Here is a 15,646-nt window from a genome sequence, read left to right on the forward strand (position 1 = left end):
CACATCCTGCCACCCCCGCCGCTCGGGCGTGCTTGCGGCTCAGTCGGCCAGCAGGCGCATCAGCGCGGCGACGTTGCGCTCCCACGTCATGGACTCGGCGCGGGTGCGCAGCGCCTGTCCGCGGCTGACCCGCTCGGTCGGGCACGTGACGAGCGCGTGGAGCGCGTCGGCGAAGCGCACGGGGTCCCGCGGGTCGACGTAGACGCCGTCGGGCCCGAGGTACTCCGGTATGCCGCCGCTGCGGGCCGAGACGACGGGCAGCCCCGAGGCCATCGCCTCGGTGACCACCTGTCCTGCAGGCTCCTGCCACTCGACGGGCATCGCGAAGACGTCGGCCTGCCCGTAGACGGCGGGGAGCGCGCGCCGGTCGACGAACGGAGTGAACCGGACGAGGTCGCCGAGCGGAGCGGCCGCTCGCCGCAGCTGCAGCTCGTAGGCGGAGAGGCCGTCGGCAGGACGCAGCCCGGCCGAGCCGACGACGTGGATCCGGAAGTCGCGGGTGCGCCGGGCCAGTACCTCCGCCGCGGCGATGAGGTGATGGACACCCTTGTGCGGCATGACGTTGCCGACGGACACGATGGTCACCGGGGCACCCGGCCGGCGAGGGACGGGCCGGAAGGTCTCGGCGTCGACGCCGTTGCGCAGGACGTGCAGGTTGTCGGGGCGGTGACCGAGGCGCTCGACGATGGTCGCGACGAGGTAGTCGCTGACCGCCACGGTGACGTGGGTGCGCGCGATGACCCGCCGGATCTCCGAGGCGCGCCACGAGCGGAAGACGTCGTTGCCGAGGTGGAGCACCACCTTGCCCGGGAAGCGCCGGACGAGCCGGTCGGTCACGGCCCCGGCGTAGTTGTAGACGACGAGCGCCTTCGCGTCGGCCGGGACGGCGTCGAGCGCCTCCCGGTGGAACCGCGCGACGAGCGGTCGGCGCCCGAGGGTGACACCGCATACGGCATCGACCCGGCGCTCGAGGTCGGTGAACCACTCTCGCCGGGTCGAGCGCGACGAGGCGTACCGCACGAGCGTGCCGTCGTCGTAGTCGTGCTGCCGACGGTCGCTGACGAGGACGTAGGTGCGGCCACCGAGCGACTCGTGGGCCCGGGCCTGGGCGTTGATCTTCGTCGACATGGCGCTTCCCGTCGCCGTCGAGTACTCCGAGAAGACGTAGGCGAGCTGCGCGACCGGGCTGACGAGCGCCGTGGTGTCGGTCGCGTGCGCGTCCTCGTGCTGCCTCGAGGCGTCCATCGTCCTCACTCCTGCTTCGCGCGGGCCCCGAGAACGTGTGGCACGGCGCCACGGATCCGAGCGTACGAGACCGACGAGCCGCGGGTGACCAAAACGGACAGGACCGTCCCCGACGTCGGCGACGTCGGGGACGGGGAGCTCGGCTCAGGTTGGCCGCTCAGGTGGGCCGGTCAGGTGAGGTCGGCGAGGGGGACGTCGGGGTCGCTGAGCCGGTCGCGGTCGACGACGGTGCGGTCGCGCACGAGACGCTGGACGTCGTCGATGGTGTCCCAGACGTTGACGTGCATGCCGGCGAGCACGCGCACGCCGTCCCCCTCGGTCACGACCCAGAACGCCATGAACTCGTTGCCCGACGGCTCGCCCCGCAGCACCACCTCGGCGCCGGACCCGCGCGGGACGTAGCCGGCGTACTCGAGGCCGATGTCGTACTGGTCGGAGAAGAAGAACGGGATGGGGTCGTAGGTGACGTCCTGGCCCGCCATCGAGCGGCCCGCCGCGAGGCCGCCGTCGTGGGCGTTGGCCCAGTGCTCGACCCGGACGTTCGTGTCGAGCGCCGTCGACCGCCAGCTCGCGACGTCGCCGGCCGCCCACACGCCATCGGCCGACGTGCGCAGCGCCTCGTCGGTCGTGATGCCGTTGGCCGTGTCGATGCCGGCGCCCTCGGCCAGTCCGGTGTTCGGGGTGATGCCGACGCCGACGACGACGGTATCGGCCGGGACGGTGTCGCCGGAGCTCGTGACGACCCCCGTCACCGAGGTCTCGCCCTCGATCCGCTCGACGCCCTCGCCGAACCGGAAGTCGACGCCGTGACCCCGGTGCAGCTGCGCGAACCAGCCACCGACCTGCTCGCCCATGACACCGAGGAGCGGGGCGGCCTGAGGCTCGATCACGGTGACGCTGCAACCGGCGTCGCGGGCGGCTGCGGCGACCTCGAGGCCGATCCACCCGGCGCCGACGATGACGAGGCGCGCCCCGTCCATGAGGCGGGCCTTGAGCGCCTCGGACTCCTGCATCTCGCGGAGGTAGAGCACGCCGTCGAGGTCCGCGCCGGGCACGTCGAGCGCGCGTGCCGACGAGCCGGTGGCGATGAGGAGCCGCTCGTAGGAGAGCACGTCGCCGTCGGCGAGCGACAGCGTGTGCCGCTCGGCGTCGAGGGAGGTGGCGGGGCTGCCCAGACGCAGCTCGACCCCCTGCTCGGCGTACCAGTCCCGGTCGTGCGTGAACGCCGTCTCCATCTCGTCCTCGCCCTTGAGCACCGCCTTGGACAGCGGCGGCCGCTCGTAGGGCAGCCGGTCCTCCTCCGTCACCAGGACGATCGCGCCGTCCGTGTCGCTCTCGCGGATGCCCTCGATGGCCTTCGCCGCGGCGAGTCCACCGCCGACGATGACGTATGCCGTGCGCTCCTGCTGTGCGGTCGTGTCAGTGCTCATGTCCACACCTTCACACGCGGGCCGGTGCCCGTCGAGACCCGTCGGCGCTCCCCGTCGTCGAGTGGCCCCGTCGTCACACGCGACACACCCCGGGGGTCGCCCAGCCATCGTCGAGTGGCCCCGTCGTCACACGGGACACGCCCCGGGGGTCGCCCAGCCATCGTCGAGTGGCCCCGTCGTCACACGTGCCCCTCGTCAGGTGTCAGGTCGGTCCGGACACGGCTGGGACACGTGGGGCTGCGGGGCCACTCGAGTGGGGCGGGGCGCTCGTTCGAGTCAGGGTGGCGGGGTCAGGAGGTCCAGGCGCGCCAGAGGGCGGCGTACTCGCCGTCCTGCTCGACGAGCTCGTCGTGGCTGCCGAGCTCGGCGACGCGACCGTCGATGACGACCGCGATGCGGTCGGCGTCGTGCGCCGTGTGGAGGCGGTGCGCGATCGCGACGACGGTGCGCCCGGTGAGCAGCGCGTTCATCGAGCCCTCGAGGTGGCGTGCGGTGCGCGGGTCGATGAGCGAGGTCGCCTCGTCGAGGACGATCGTGTGCGGGTCGGCGAGGATGAGGCGGGCCAGGGCGATCTGCTGGGCGCGGCCCGGCGTCAGCACCTGGTGGCCCGACCCGAGCTTGGTGTCGAGACCCTCGGGCAGCCGCTCGACCCAGTCGAGGGCGTCGACGGCCCGTAGGGCCTCACGGACCTCGTCGTCGGTCGAGCCCTCGCGCGCCAGCACGACGTTGTCGCGCACCGACCCGATGAAGACGTGGTGCTCCTGGGTCACGAGGGCGACCTCGGTGCGCAGCTGGTCGAGCGGGAGCGACGTCAGCTCGACGCCGCCGACCGTCACCGACCCGGTGCGAGGGCCGTGGATGCCCGACAGCAGGCGCCCCAGCGTCGACTTGCCGGAACCGCTCGGGCCGACGATGGCGAGGCGCTCCCCCGTGCTGAGGTCGAGGTCGATGCCGTGCAGCACGTCGTGGCCGGCGCGGTAGGCGTAGCGCAGGTCGGTGCCGACGAGCTCGGGGCCGGTCGGCCGGTCCTCGCCCGCCTCGCGGTCGGCCGGCACCGTGGCGATGCCGAGCAGGCGGGTCGTCGACGCGATGCCGACCTGCACCCGGTCGACGGTGTGGACGAGCATGTCGAACGGGCCCCAGAGAGCCTCGGTGTAGAGGATCGCCGTGGTGATCTGCCCGAGCGTGGCCCAGCCCTGGGCATACCCGATGGCGCCGAACAGCAGGACGAGCACGCGCGGCAGGCTGAAGGCGACGTCCATGACGGCGAAGAGCAGGTTGCGCAGCGTCATCGTGTAGCGCTCGGCCTGGCCGGACACCTCGATGTCCTCGTCCCCGCGGCGCAGGCGGTGCTCCGTCAGGCCCAGCGCCTCGACGGTGCGGGCACCCTCGACCGTCTCGGTGAGCGTGGTGTTGATGCGCGAGTAGGTGCCGCCCTCGGTGAGGTAGCCCTTCGGCGCGCGCCCGAGGTAGCGGCGCACCTGGAAGAGCGCGAGCGACATGAGCACGATCGACGGCAGGGAGAGCACCGGCGAGTTGCTGACCATGGCCACGAGGGTCAGCACGACGGTGATGCTCGCGATGATGGCCTCGGGCAGGGCCCAGCGCACGCTCTCGCTCATGGTGCCGACGTCGCGGGTGACGCGCGTGACGAGGTCGCCCGAGCTCGCGCTCTCGACGCGTGAGAGCGGCAGCCGGAGGATGGCGCGCACGATGTACTCGCGCGCCGTGGCGAGGACGCTCTGGCCGAGCACCGTCGAGGACATCTTGGCCGCGAAGGTGAAGGCGCTCTGCAGGACGACGAGCCCGGCGACGACGAGCGCCGCCGAGTTGGCCCCGGCGAGGGCGGCGTCGACCCGGCCCGCCTCGACGTCGGCGACCGTCGAGTCGACGAGCTCGCCGAGCAGCCGCGGGACGAGCAGGCCCGCCGTGGCGGCGAGCGCGTTGGCGAGGATGACGGCGACGACGAGCAGCCGCTCCTGCGAGAGCAGGCCACCGATGAAGCGCACGACGCGCGCGTTGTCGGCGATCGGCAGACCCGTGCGCGCGTTCATCGTGTCGGCGACGAACTCCTGGGCCCGCCGCTCGCGCAGCAGGTGCCGGCGGTGCAGCGCGCCGAGGCGCTGGCGCACCGAGGCGGACCGGGGCGGCCGCAGCTCGTCGGGCACGGCCGGGGCGTGGACGGCCGAGTCCCACGTGCGCGCGGACTCGGCCGCGAGCACCTCGGGCAGAGGAGAGACCCACGTGGTGCCCACGGGGTCCATGCTGTCCGCGGTGCCCGCGACACCGGTCGTCGCGACCGTGCTGTCGGCGCGGCTCATCGGGACTCCTCGGCGAGGTGGGAGAGGACGGACGGGTCGGCGTCTCCGCCGCGGACGACGACGGAGCGGTATGCCGGCGACTCGGCCAGCAGGTCGGCGTGCCGTCCGTGGGCGGTCGCGACACCACCCTCGAGGAGGATCACCTCGTCGGCGTGGTGGAGCAGCAGCGGGGACGCGGTCATGACGACCGTGGTGCGCCCGCGCCGGTGCTCCCCGAGACGGGAGGCGATGCGGGCCTCGGTGTGGGCGTCGACGGCGGACGTGGGCTCGACGAGCACGAGGACGTCGGGGTCGGCTGCGAGGGCGCGCATGAGCACGAGTCGCTGACGCTGCCCGCCGGACAGCCCGCGTCCGCGCTCCTCGAGCTCGCCCTGCCAGCCGCCGGGGAGGGCGTCGAAGACGTCGTCGGCGGCGGCCGTGTGGAGCGCCCGCTCGGCCTGCTCCCGCGTCAGCCGGCCGAGCGGGTCGACGGCGGAGCGCAGGGTCCCCGCGAACACCTGGGGTGAGGTGTCGCTGACGAGGATGCGCCGGCGCACCTCGTCGAGCTCGACGCGCGAGAGGTCGACGCCGCCGACGGTGACCCCCCACGGTTGGCGGGCCCGCTCCTCGTCGCGGAGGGCCTGCTCCTCGCGGGCCTTGGCGCGCGCCGAGCGCTCCCGCCTAGCGGCACGGCCCTTGAGCGCTTCGGGGATCTCGTCGCTGACGAGCGCGCCCTCGTCGCTCGGCAGGTAGCGGCCGAGACGGTCGGCGAGGGCTGCCGAGTCGTCGGGCACGGCCGAGACGACCATGGTGAGGATGCCCGGGCGGATGGTCGCGCCGGACTCGCCGTCGACGATCTCGGCGCTCGTGTCGAGCCCGGCGGGCTCGTCGGGGTGGACCCACGGCGGGCGCTGCGACAGCACGGCGACCGCCTTGCGGGCCGAGACCACCGAGCGCGTCCACTTCTGGGCGAACTCGACGAACGTGCGCATCGGCTGGACGAGGAAGAGGCCGTAGCCGAGGAAGCTGACGAGCTGGCCCACCGTGAGCCGGCCCTGCGCGACCTCGCGCGTGCCGAGCCACATGAGGGCGACGACGAAGCCACCCGAGAGCAGGACGCCGACGGACTCGACGGCGGCGAGCCAGCGACCGGCCGAGACGCCGGACTGGCGCACGCGCTGGGACTGCCCGGCGTAGTTGCCGCCGAAGGTCTCCTCACCACCGATGCCGCGCAGGATCCGCAGGCCGCCGACGATGTCGGTCGCCATCGACGTCAGCTCGGAGTTGCGGGAGCGCTCGACTCCCTGCCAGCGCTGCATCGGCCGGAGCAGCGGCGTGCCGAGGACGACGAGCAGCGGAGCCGAGACGAGGACGAGGACGCCCATGCGCACCGACGTGCTGAGCACGATGGCGGCGACGACGAGGTAGGCGGCGAGCTGCGAGATGGCGCGCGTGCTGATCTCCATGAGGGCGCCGAACTGGTCGCCGTCGCTGCCCGAGACCGAGAGCACCTCGCCGGTCGGCGTGCGCCGCGTCAGCACGTGGCCGAGCTGGAGCGCCTTGCGCGTGACGAGCTTGGTCGTGCCGTAGAGGGCGATGAGCCACTCGCGGACGATGACCGTGTGGAAGAGGATGCCGCTGCACGCGCCGAAGACGGTGACGACGGCCAGCACGAGGACCCACTGCATGGTCGCCGCGGGGTCGCCCGCGACGATGCCGGTGTCGATGGCGCGGCCCACGATCCACGGTCCGACGGTCTGCGGCACCATCCAGATGAGGGCGACGAGCAGACCGGCCCAGAACAGACCGCCGTTCTGCCGCACCATCCACCAGAGGAAGGCCCGCGGCGAGCGGGTGTCGGGCGTCTCGGCGCCTCGGTCGGTGTAGGCCCGGATCTGGGGCGGAAAGTCTCGCATGGCCTGTCCACCCTAGGTCGCGGCGCCGACAGCGCCCCACTTCTTTTCTCTGTCGGCAGATGCGTGTCGGATCCGGGGCGAGGGTCGGGCCGCGCGGCCGACGACGACCGCGCGACCCGAGCTGTGGGGACGTGCCCGGTCAGTCCTCCCGCGCGGCCGCCGCGAGAGCGGTGAGGGCCTGCGTGAAGCACTGCTCGGGAGGGGTCACGAGACCCGCGCCGACCTGCCCCGTGCCCGCGACCCGCCCGGCCATGCCGGTGTTGATCTGGGGCAGGATGCCGGTCCGCGCGACGGCGGCCACGTCGATGCCGGTCGGCGTGCCGCGGAACTCGAGGATCGGCACCTGGTAGGCCGTGTGCTCCCCGACCGTGATCTCGTACATCGTCTGCGTGGCCCGCAGCGCGAACGGCACGTCGCCGCCGACGAACTTCACGATCGCCGGTGCCGCCGCCATGGCGAAGCCGCCGATGCCTGCGGTCTCGGTGATGGCCGAGTCGCCGATGTCGGGGTTCGCGTCGTCCGGGCCGTAGGAGCCGAGGAAGAGCCCCTCGGGTGTGTTGGCCGGACCCGTGAACCAGGCGTCACCCGTCCCCGACACGCGGATGCCGAAGTCGGTGCCGTTGCGCGCCATCGTCGTCACGACCGAGGATCCCGGGATGCCATGGGCGGCAAGGGTGCTCAGCTTGCAGGCTGGCATACCGAGGTTGAGGAAGAAGTGCTCGTTGGCGCCCGAGAAGCGGACCGCCTCGGCGATGTCGGCGGACGACGCGTCGGCCGTGATCATCGTCGGGAGCAGCTCGCGCAGCAGCATGAGCGAGCCGGCGCGGTTGCGGTTGTGGCCCTCGTCGCCCATCTGGAGCATCTGGGCGATGATCGCCTTGACGTCGATGGAGCCCTGCTGCTCGACCCGGGCGCGCACGGCCTGCTGGAGGATCGGGCCGAGGACGGTGTTCATCCACCGCAGCCGGTCGATGACCTCGGGACCGTAGGCGCCGTAGCGCAGCACCTTGCCGAGCCCCTCGTTGAGCGAGCACCACGACGTGTTGTCGTGCACCTCGTCGCGCAGCTCGTAGACCCACATCGACGGGCTGATGACACCGGCCATCGGGCCGACGGCGTCGCGGTGGTGGCACGGCTCGAGCGTGATGCCGTCGCCCTTCTCGAGCCTGGCCTCGGCCTCCTCGGCCGTGTCGGCGAGGCCCTCGAAGAGCATCGCGCCGATGAGCGCACCCTTGAGCGGCCCTGAGGCGCGGGCGAACTCGATCGGTGGCCCGGCGTGCAGGAAGGTGCCCCGCTCGAGCCCGAGCACCTCGTGGGCCGGTCGGACGTCGACGAGGTCGGCGCCCGCGGCGGTCATCCGGCGCAGCGCCTCGGCGTTGGCTGCGTCGCGGCGGGGGTCGGCGAGGACCCGGCCGAGCTCGCCGGCCGTGCCCGGCATCGGCGGCTGCCACGAGGCCTCGGTGACCGAGACCGCCTGCGCCCGAAGGGCGTCCGAGAAGAGTGACACTCCGGCGGCCGCGACCGTGACGTCCGCGGACAGCAGCCCGTGGAGCGGCTCGGTGCCGGCACCGGTCGCCGTCCCGGCGACGCGGGCGTATGCCGTGTCGCCCGGCGCGCGCTCCGGCGCGGGCACGTCGTGGCCGAGCAGGTGCAGCGCCCGGCGCGTGGCGGCGGCGTTGGAGAGCAGGACGTCGGCACGGGCGTCCGCGAGGGCCCGGGCCGACCGCTCCAGGCCCTGCGGGTCCGACGCCGTGCCGGTGACCGAGACGACGACGGGCAGGTCGCGTCCGGCCGCAGCGGCCGTCTCACGGGCGGCGCGCACCGCTGCTGCGAGCTCGGGGGCCGGGTCGGCGTGCGCCCCGTGACCGAGCACGAGGTCGAGGAGGAGCACGCCGCACGTCGGGTCGGCCGCCTCGACGGCGATGCGGTCGAGGCGCAGCGACGGGTCGATCATCGGGTGGGCACGCCCGCGGGTCATCGTGTCGTCGCCGAAGTCGATGACGACGTGGCCGGGGTCGCGCAGGTCGGCGCCCAGGGCGAGCTCGGGCCGCAGCGGGATGTTGGACCGGATGTCGCCGAGCACCTCACCGGCGACGAGCATGGCCTCGTCGGCGAGGGTGCCGCCGCAGAAGAGCCCGCGCAGCGATCCCGACGACCCCGACGACCCCGGGGCCGCGGGCGAGCCCGAGGCCTCCCAGGTCGGCCACTCCGGCACGGTCGCGCCGACGGCGGACAGCACCGACTCGACGGCTGCCGTGAGGTCTGGACGCCCGGCCCCGAGCGTGGCCCAGTGGACCGGCTTGCCCAGCCCGGCGGCATACGCCTGCAGGTCGGCGAGGACCTCGGGAGCGGGGGGCTTGGAGACGACGACCACGGACGTGGTCTCCGGGTCGGCCGCGAGGGCGGCGAGGGCCTGCTTCGTCGAGCGGGCGGCGACGGCGGACGACAGGTCGCGGCCGCCGACGCCGAGGCAGTGGCTGATCCCGACCCCGGCGGCGTCGAGCAGGCACATGACCTGCTGGGCACCCGTGCCGGACGCCGCGACGAGGCCGACGGAGCCCGGCCGCACGACGTTGGCGAAGCCGAGGGCGACGCCGCCGACGACCGCGGTGCCGCAGTCGGGGCCCATGACGAGGACGTCCGCGGCGGCGGCGGCGTCCTTGAGGCGCACCTCGTCCTCGACCCGGACGTTGTCGGAGAAGACCATGACGGACACCCCGGCACGGACCGCGTCGAGGGCCTCGGTGACCGCGTGCTCGCCGGGCACCGAGACGAGCGCGAGGTCGGCGCCCGAGAGGCGGATCGCACCGCCGAGCGTCCGGGCCGCCGGCGCGTCGCCGAACCCGCCGGAGGAGCCCGCGGCGGCACGGCTCTGGGTGAGGGCGGTCTCCAGCGCGGCCTGCCCCGCGGCGATGCCCGCCTCGTCACCGCGGATCGCGACGACGAGGTCGTTCGGCGCCGAGTCGGGCACGTCGAAGCCCATGCCGCGGATGACCTCGAGGTTGAGCTCGGTCGCCATCGCGACCTGCGCGGCCTCGACGCCGGGCGCGGAGGCGACGGTGCGTGAGATCTGCATGAGGGTCACGGAGTCGAGGTAGGCACCGGTTCTCAGCTCGACGTGGTCAGCCACGTTGGAGTCCTTCCTGGGGTTCGGGTCGGTGTAGGCGTCCGGGTTCGGGTCGAGGGCTGGGCTCGAGGGCTGCGTCGACGGCACGGAGGGCACCGCTGACACCGGACAAGAGGTCGCGGCCGGACGTGTGCCCGATGGCGAGCACCCGGTCGACGAGGTCGGCCAGCTCGGACAGGTCGGTGGGGTCGCTGACGTCACTGAGTTCGGTGGGCCCGCTTCCCTCCGGCGGGTCGAACGGGCTCGACGGTGCAACGGCCCGGGCAACGCGCGGCGTGGCGCCGGCCGACCTGTTGGTTGACCCGTCTCGGGAGACCAGACGGGTCACGAGGCGCGCGACGTCCGGGACGGCATAGCCGGCCCCGGCTGCGACGAGGAGGGCGGCCGACAGGCTCGTCGTCCACGGCAGCACGCCGCGGACGGCGGTGCGCACGGCCGACAGGGCGCGCCGGGACGGTGGGGCGTCGACCGCGGCCAGGGTCAGCAGGACGCCGCAGAGGGCGTCGTCGCCACTGGGGGTCAGCCCGCGCCCGACGCCGACGAGGCCGCGGACGCCAGGGTCGGCCGACCGGCCGGCGAGCGCCTCGGCGGTGAGGTCGTGGGCCAGGTCGCCCAGGACCCCGGGCTCGGGGAGCCCGCTGTCACGAGCGGATCCACGAGGCGCGGGGCGCACGCGCGCCGGCCGGAGCAGCCGGGCCGCGACGACGTCGGCGCGCGGCAGGCGTACGCGCCCCTCCCCCACGACGACGTGCGCGCCGGACTCGACCCCCCACCGGACCGCGCTCGACGGCAGGGCCAGGCGCAGGCCGATGGGCAGCGCGACGGCGTCGGAGGCGAGCACGGCGAGGACCCGCTCGTGGGCGCCGAGGTCGAGGTAGAGGCACGTGGGGAAGGCGGCGAGGACGCGGCAGCGCCGCGGGGCACCGGCCACCTCGCCCGCCACGAGGGGCGACACGGCGGCCGGCAGCAGCGTCAGGTCGAGGTCGTCCATGCCCGCGCGCACCTCCACCGTCAGACCGCCGGGCCGGCACGAACCGGCTCCGTCACGGTCCGCCCGGCGCGGACCGCTGACGTGACGCTATCGACGGTGGGTAGGGTGCGCTCATGGTGAAAGTTGCCAACGATCCGGCCCTCCCCGAGGGTGACTTGCCAGCCGCGGGGCGCTCCGGCGAGGCCGAGCCCGAGGTGTCCGGCATCTCGCTGCGGCTCATCGCCGGCCTCGCCGCGACGGCCCACGGGGTCGTCCGCGCCGAGGCAGCGCGCCTCGACGTCAGCGTCGACAGCACGACGCCGCTGCGCTCCGCCGTGCGCGACGGCGGACCGTCTCGGCTGACCCACCGGCTCGTGCTCGCCGACGCCGCGGCCCTCGCGGAGCAGGACGGCGACGCCCGCTCGCTCGGCGACACCGTGTCGGCCCTCGATGCCGCCGGCGCCGCAGGTCTCGTCGTGTCCGGGCTGTCGGGCAAGCCCCTGGCCGCCCTCGTCACGGCCGCCGAGTCCACCGGTCTGCCGCTCATCGACGTCCCGCTCGACCACATCGCCACCTTCACGACCGACGTGCTGAGCGCGATGCTCGAGCACCAGACCGCGATCCTGCGCCGGCTCGAGGACGCCGACCGCGCCCTCGTGCAGATCGTCCTCGCCGGCGGCTCCCTCGACGACCTCTGCGAGCAGGTGGTCGGCTTCCTCGACGGCGCGGCGATGGTGACGACGACCGACGGTCGCGTCATCGCCCGCGCCGGGTCGCAGCGCGAGCTCGACCACGCCCTGTCCCTCGAGTGCTTCGACCGCACGGGGCGCCTGCTCACCGAGGCCGAGCCGATGGGGCCCCGACCCGACGGCCCGACCGCCAACCGCTCGGCCGTGCGCATCGTCGCCGGGCACCTCGACCACGGCGTCCTCATGGCCTTCTGCAGCCACCGGCACCTGACGGTTGACGACGTGCGTCTGCTCGAGCGCGCCGCGACGGTCGCCGCGCTCGCCATCACCAAGGACCAGGCCGTCTCGGCCGTCGAGAGCAAGTACCGCGCCGAGTTCCTCCGCGACGCCCTCGCCGGACGCGCCGGCTCCCCCGTCGACGCCGTGGCCCACGCGAGCTCGCTGGGCTGGGACATCGACCGGCCCATGGTCGTCGTCGTCGCCGAGACCGACGAGGACGACGACCGGTCGACGCGCGACGCGGAGGAGGTGCGCTTCCTCCAGCAGCGGTTCGCCCGCGCCTGGACGCACGCCGTGGCCGTGCGCGACTCCCGTTCTCCCGTCATGGGATTCAGCCGTGAGGTGGTCGCCCTCATCGGTGTGCCGGCCGGGGCCGACACCGAGCAGGTCATGCGGATCGTGGGCGAGTACGTCCGGGTCGTGCGTGGCGACGGCGGTGGCGGTCGACGCAGCTTCTCGGCCGGCGTCTCCCGGCCGATCACCTCGGTCGCCGGCCTGCCCCAGGCGTACGACGAAGCGCTCTCGGCGGTCACCGTCGGTCGCCAGATGCACGGCGACGGCGCGACGACGCACGTCGACGGCCTCGGCATCTACCGCCTGCTCGCGCTCATCCCCGACGGCGCCGACCTGCGCCGCTTCGTCACCGAGTCGCTGCGCGAGCTGGCCACCGACGACTCACCGGAGTACGCCGGCCTGCGCCAGACCCTGAGCATCCTCATCGACACCAACATGAACGTCGCCGAGACCGCCCGCCTGCTCTTCTTCCACTACAACACCCTGCGCTACCGCATCGGCAAGCTCGAGAAGATCCTCGGCCCCTTCACGACCGATCCCGACCTGCGCCTGACTCTCGCGCTCGCGCTCAAGATCCACCAGATGCGCGGCATCTGACGGCGCCCCTCGCGTATGCCGTGTCGCCCGGTCCGCGGAACATCGCACCCCGATGAGGGGGTGCGACCTTCCACGGGCCCGCTCCTGTGGAAGCAGCGCACGCTGTGGCACGCGATCCGGTGACGATCCAGGGGTGGACGCACTCCTCCGCGCACGCGCCGCAGGTCAGTCCGGCCTGGTGACGCGGACCCAGGCACGGGACGCGGGCCTGAGCCCGAAGGCGATCGAGTGGCGTCTGGGCACCGGCCGGTGGCAGGTCGTCCACCCGGGCGTCTACCAGACGCTGCCGGGCCGCGGTGGCTGGGAGACCCGTGCCGTGGCAGCACTGCTCCACGCAGGTCCGGGGGCAGCACTCACGCACGAGAGCGCGGCGCACGAGTGGGGGCTCATCAGACAGGCACCGGGCACCATCACCGTCGTGATCCCGGCCGAGCGGAGGGCGCGACCGGTCGAGGGCGTCCTGATCCGGCGCAGCAGGCACGCCGCGGCTCGGACCGATCCCCGCGCCTGGCCGCACCGCACCCAGGTCGAGCACACCGTGCTCGACCTGTGCTCCGGACGAGGTCCGGATCGTGCGATCGCCTTGGCCGCCCAGGCCGTCGGTCTCGAGCTGACGAGCACCGGGCGCCTGAGGTCGGCGCTCGGCAACCGGCGGGGACAGCGGGACCGGTCCCTGCTGCTCGAGGTCTTCGCCGAGGTCGCCGACGGGTGCGAGAGCCCTGCCGAGCGGCGCTACGTCCGCGACGTCGAGCGCGCCCACGGTCTGCCCCACGGACGTTCGCAGTCGCCCTTCGGTCGTGTCGGGCGGCGGGACCGCGAGTACGAGTGGGGAGTCGTCGTGGAGGTCGACGGGCGGCTCGGGCACGCATCGTGGACGGACGTGCAGCGCGACGGCCGCCGGGACCGCTCGGCGCTCGTCGCCGGCCGCGTGACCCTCCGGTGCTACTGGACCGACCTCGTCCCGAGTCCCTGCGGTCTGGCCGGCGAGGTGGCGCAGGTGCTGCGCGCCCGGGGCTGGGCGGGCCGGCCACGGAGGTGCGGGCCGGGGTGCAGCATCGACGACAGCGCCCAGCTGTGGAACCTCGCACCCCGGTGAGGGGGTGCGACCTTCCACGTCGGGGCGGTGGCGGACCGCCGGGAACGGGGGTGACGGCATACGTCATGACGTGCCAGAGGGGCACCCTCGGCGTGTATCAACGTTTGACGAACGCAATCCCTTGCGGTGGGAGTAGTTTTCGCCCATCCCGGAGTGGGACGTGACCCACATCACCGAATGTGGCAACCATAGGAGTCGGAATGGCTTTGGGCTGGAAACTGCACGGGGACGGCAAGACGATGGGCCCCGACGACGTCGTCGCACCAGACGAGCGGCTGTCGTGGGGCAAGACGATCGGTCTCGGTGCGCAGCACGTCGTCGCGATGTTCGGTGCGACGTTCGTCTTCCCCCTGATCATGGGTCTCAACGCCCAGCTCGCGATCATGATGAGCGGCATCGCGACGATCTGCTTCCTGCTGATCGTGAACGGCAAGGTCCCGAGCTACCTCGGCACGTCGGCGAGCTTCGTCGGTGCCGTGGCGGCCATCCGGGCGCAGGGCGGCACGTCCGCCGAGGTCACGGGCGCCATCCTCGTCGCGGGCCTCGTGCTCGCGCTCGTCGGTGTGGCGATCCACTTCCTCGGCTCGTCCGTGCTGCACAAGGTGCTGCCGCCGGTCGTGACCGGCGCGGTCGTCATGCTCATCGGCTTCAACCTGGCGCCGGTCGTCGCCAACATCTACTGGCCGCAGGACCAGTGGGTGGCGCTGCTCGTCATGGCGTTCACGATCATCTGCGCCGTCGCCTTCAAGGGCTTCATCTCGCGCATCGCGGTCTTCCTCGCCCTGATCTTCGGCTACGTCATCTCGTGGCTCTTCGACCAGGTCTTCGGTCAGATCACGTCCTACGACGCCGGCGCGGGCAAGGTCACGACGCACTTCCGCACGAACTTCGACAACCTCGCCAGCCAGCCGTGGTTCGGCCTCCCGCCGTCGACGACGACCGGGGCCGACGGCAAGGAGCTCGTCGGCATCCACGCGCCGTCCTTCTCCGTCGCCGCGATCCTGCTCGTCCTGCCCGCCGTCATCGCGCTCATCGCGGAGAACACCGGCCACGTCAAGGCCGTCGCCGAGATGACGAAGACCGACCTCGACCCGTACATGGGCCGGGCCATCGCCGCCGACGGCATCGGCACGGTCATCGCGAGCTCCGTCGGTGGCTCGCCGACGACGACGTACGCCGAGAACATCGGCGTCATGGCGGCGACCCGCGTCTACTCGACGGCCGCCTACTACGTCGCCGCGGTCGTCGCCATCGTCTTCGGCCTCTCGCCGAAGTTCGGTGCGCTCGTCGCGTCGGTGCCGGGCGGCGTCCTCGGCGGCATCACGGTCGTGCTCTACGGCATGATCGGCCTCCTCGGCGCGAAGATCTGGAAGGAGAACGGGGTCGACTTCGGCAACCCGATCAACCTCGTCCCGGTCGCGGCCGGCATCGTCATCGGTATCGGCAACGTGTCGCTCGTCTTCACGTCGGACTTCTCGCTCGGCGGCATCGCCCTCGGCACCATCGTCGCGGTCGGCGCCTTCCACGTCGCCCGTGCGCTCGCCCCGGCCGACCTGCGTGAGCGGGCTGACGCCGCGGGAGGCACGATGATCTCGCTCGGGGAGCGGGAGGGCGACTACGGCGATGCCGACGGCATCGACGACCTCTACCAGGACCGCCCCGGCGGTCCGGACCTGCGGCGACGCTGACCCACCAGGAAGCAC

Annotated in this window: 9 protein-coding genes; 3 read left to right on the forward strand and 6 right to left on the reverse strand. The window is 73.3% G+C overall.

Going from position 1 to position 15,646, the window contains the following annotated elements; translation table 11 throughout:
- Window positions 1-39: 39 nt before the first annotated feature.
- The 6 genes from ACSQ2D_RS15095 to ACSQ2D_RS15120 all read right to left on the reverse strand — a co-directional run bounded on the left by ACSQ2D_RS15095 (window position 40) and on the right by ACSQ2D_RS15120 (window position 11,009).
- Complete coding sequence (locus ACSQ2D_RS15095) at window positions 40-1,245, reverse strand: glycosyltransferase family 4 protein (protein ID WP_435986753.1); 1,206 nt, start codon at window positions 1,243-1,245, stop codon at window positions 40-42.
- Window positions 1,246-1,415: 170 nt separating this feature from the next.
- Entirely contained in the window at window positions 1,416-2,675 is a 1,260-nt protein-coding gene (locus ACSQ2D_RS15100; RefSeq protein ID WP_435986754.1) for an NAD(P)/FAD-dependent oxidoreductase, read from the reverse strand.
- A 290-nt stretch (window positions 2,676-2,965) separates the two neighbouring features.
- Window positions 2,966-4,996, reverse strand: coding sequence for an ABC transporter ATP-binding protein (locus ACSQ2D_RS15105; RefSeq protein ID WP_435986755.1), 2,031 nt, complete (start codon window positions 4,994-4,996; stop codon window positions 2,966-2,968).
- Complete coding sequence (locus ACSQ2D_RS15110; protein ID WP_435986756.1) at window positions 4,993-6,891, reverse strand: ABC transporter ATP-binding protein; 1,899 nt, start codon at window positions 6,889-6,891, stop codon at window positions 4,993-4,995. Before ACSQ2D_RS15110 ends, ACSQ2D_RS15105 begins: the two co-directional genes overlap by 4 nt.
- A 139-nt stretch (window positions 6,892-7,030) precedes the next feature.
- Window positions 7,031-10,021: an oxamate carbamoyltransferase subunit AllG family protein gene (locus ACSQ2D_RS15115; RefSeq protein WP_435986757.1), complete on the reverse strand. Its 2,991-nt coding sequence runs from the start codon at window positions 10,019-10,021 to the stop codon at window positions 7,031-7,033.
- A complete protein-coding gene (locus tag ACSQ2D_RS15120; protein ID WP_435986758.1) occupies window positions 10,014-11,009 on the reverse strand; it encodes an oxamate carbamoyltransferase subunit AllH family protein in 996 nt (331 codons plus the stop codon). The genes ACSQ2D_RS15115 and ACSQ2D_RS15120 overlap by 8 nt, the downstream gene beginning before the upstream one ends.
- A 113-nt stretch (window positions 11,010-11,122) precedes the next feature.
- On the opposite strand from ACSQ2D_RS15120, the gene ACSQ2D_RS15125 reads away from it, so the two are divergent.
- The 3 genes from ACSQ2D_RS15125 (at window position 11,123) to ACSQ2D_RS15135 (ending at window position 15,631) form a co-directional block, all read left to right on the forward strand.
- Entirely contained in the window at window positions 11,123-12,847 is a 1,725-nt protein-coding gene (locus tag ACSQ2D_RS15125) for a PucR family transcriptional regulator (RefSeq protein WP_435986759.1), read from the forward strand.
- Between the two features lie 133 nt (window positions 12,848-12,980).
- Window positions 12,981-13,943 (forward strand): type IV toxin-antitoxin system AbiEi family antitoxin domain-containing protein, encoded by a 963-nt coding sequence (locus ACSQ2D_RS15130; protein ID WP_435986760.1) that lies wholly within the window; start codon window positions 12,981-12,983, stop codon window positions 13,941-13,943.
- Between the two features lie 200 nt (window positions 13,944-14,143).
- A complete protein-coding gene (locus tag ACSQ2D_RS15135) occupies window positions 14,144-15,631 on the forward strand; it encodes a uracil-xanthine permease family protein (protein WP_435986761.1) in 1,488 nt (495 codons plus the stop codon).
- Window positions 15,632-15,646 lie beyond the last annotated feature (15 nt).

The organism is Terrabacter sp. LjRoot27 (assembly GCF_964254175.1).
Lineage (GTDB): Bacteria > Actinomycetota > Actinomycetes > Actinomycetales > Dermatophilaceae > Terrabacter.